Source organism: Salibacterium aidingense DSM 18341, from assembly GCF_000429685.1.
In the GTDB taxonomy this organism is placed as follows: Bacteria; Bacillota; Bacilli; order Bacillales; family Marinococcaceae; genus Salibacterium; species Salibacterium aidingense.
In genome coordinates this window covers 1-2,318 of sequence record NZ_AUCI01000055.1, presented here as the reverse complement: position 1 = coordinate 2,318, position 2,318 = coordinate 1, and the positions used below count along the sequence as shown (strand labels likewise).

Here is a 2,318-nt window from a genome sequence, read left to right as displayed (position 1 = left end):
TGATCTCCCAAAAGCTCTCCCCAATTCTCCGGCCCCTTGTTGGAAGTTAGAATAATGGAACTTCGTTCATATAGATGATTGATGAGATGGAAAAAGAGATTCGCTTCGTGATGGTCCATCGCCATATACATTAAGTCATCCATGATGACGAGATCAGCTTCCCGAATTCGTTTCAAACGAAGCTGGGACTTGCGGACATAGGTTTCCGTTTTCAGTAACGTAACGAGCTCCCCCATAGACACGAAAGACACTTTCTGCCCTTTGTAAATAGCCTCGATCCCTAACCCGATGGCCAGATGCGTTTTGCCGACCCCGGGCGGCCCCAAAAATACGACATTAAACGTCTGTTCAAGCCAGGTTAACTCCTGCAGCTGCCGGAGCTGTCTCTGACTGAGAGAACGCTGTTCTCCCAGGTCGAAGACATCGAGCGTCTTTTCAAAAGGGAAACGAGCCCACTTGAAATGTTTTTCAATCATTTTTTCTTCCCGTCTTTTCTCTTCATGGCAGAATAGTTCGTATAACAGTTCCTGATAGGTCCATGAATGATTTTCCGCCTGACGAAGAAAGGAAGGAAGTTCTTTCGCTGTTTCCGCCATTCGAAAGGTGTGTAACTGCTGCTGGAGGGATTCAACCGAAAAACTCATTCTGCACCTCCCAGGATTTCCAGATAGGTATCCATCTCCCGCTCAGCTACAGGGGCATGTCCTGATGGCTCAGGCATTTCTCCGGGTATGCGTACAGCCTCCGTAGATGCGGCAGCATGCGGTATCGAAGAGGCTAGATGGTTGGCTACGTCATAAAAATCATTGGCACTCCATAAACCATCCTTGATACAACGCTCTAAAGCTTGATCGATCACGGTCGGGTATTTGGTGATGCTCCTTTGAAGGATCTGCAGCTGGTCCCGTATGTACCGTGGATACTGTTGACTCAACGCTTCCAGATATCTATCAATGTGTTCCTGATGCCTAAACGCGGTCTTCACTGCCTGCCGATAATCGGCCAGGCCTTGAGAACAGTCCCGGGAGTGATGGGTGTTCTTGATCAGATGTCCCTTTCCGGCAGCCAAAGGATGGATAGCGATACATTTTCCGCTTGATGGATCCCAAATCATCACCTGCTGGTCTTGGACCTGCACCGTCACAATGTTGTTCTCATAAGGCTTATAGGTGCCTAATGGTACGGTGTAGCGGTTGGATTGAAACTTAATAATGTTGTCTTTATGAACTGTTCTTGATATACTATGACTTATGGTGCTCTCGAAAGAGAGCGGTGAAGAGACGGGTCGTAAGTGTGGCTTTTCCAGGGCAAACACATCGATCGGTCTCTTTTTTATGGTATGATGAACCTGGTAATTCCCTTTCCTCTCTAACCAGGAGAGACATTGATCATTCCAGCTGTCCAGTTGATGAAACACACGGTTCTTTCCAAAATTCTGCTTGATAAACTTCACGGCATTTTCGACTTTCCCTTTCGATTGGGGATCTGCCTTCCGGCACAAATGAACCTTGAATCCCCGCTCGTTCTTATAGGACTGAAAAGCTTCGGTGAACATAATATCTCCTCCATTTTCGCTGACGGTCATTAATGTGTCCTGATCATAAACGATTTCTTCGGTCATCCCTCCGTAGTAGTGAAAGGCATTCTCATGTGTTCGCAGCACATCCCTTGTTGTAAAGGGACGGTCCTGCCATTCAGCATATTTGCACCGGGAATGGCTGAGAACGAAGATGATGACATACAATTTGATGGTTTTTCCTGTCGACGTTTTCACACGCTGCTCCCCAAAATCCACCTGCATCTGTTTCCCCTGCGGCGATTCTTCCAGAGCTTCGAAAGACCGGTAGGTCAACGTCTTTGGTATATGATATTTTTCCCTCAACTCCTTGACATAGGTTCGAATGGTGCTGTCTCCAGCTTCTTTAAAAGCGTGTTTTTCTTCCAGCCAGTCTGAGATCTGAGAAGCTGAAAGATCCGGATGCTCCTTCAACCAGGCCAAAATATAGTCCTTATAGGAATCCAATTTCCTTGTCCTGGTCTTCAACGTTTCAACCCAATCCAAGGCTTCATCCCAATCCATTTCTAAATAGTTATAAACCGTGTTTCTTGATACACCGCACTTGCGGGCGATGGCTGCAATGCTGAAACCCTCTTCTTTCAAGTCACGAATACGCATATGATCTTTCATTTTATTCACCTTTCGTTTCCTCCAGACCAGCAATTATTGTTCCTAGTATAGCTGGTCCAAGAGAGATTCGTAACGAAAAAGTGTTCAATCTTATCAAGCAAAAAGTGTTAACTCTAATCTAGCAGTTACA

The 2,318-nt window shown here is 46.0% G+C and carries 2 protein-coding genes; both read right to left on the bottom strand.

Annotated elements, in window-relative coordinates:
- Positions 1-644: IS21-like element helper ATPase IstB (gene istB, locus G475_RS0122030; protein WP_026703099.1), on the bottom strand; the 644-nt coding region annotated here is incomplete at its 3' end.
- Complete coding sequence (gene istA, locus G475_RS0122025; RefSeq protein ID WP_026703098.1) at positions 641-2,197, bottom strand: IS21 family transposase; 1,557 nt, start codon at positions 2,195-2,197, stop codon at positions 641-643. The genes istB and istA, both read right to left, overlap by 4 nt.
- Between the last annotated feature and the right edge of the window lie 121 nt (positions 2,198-2,318).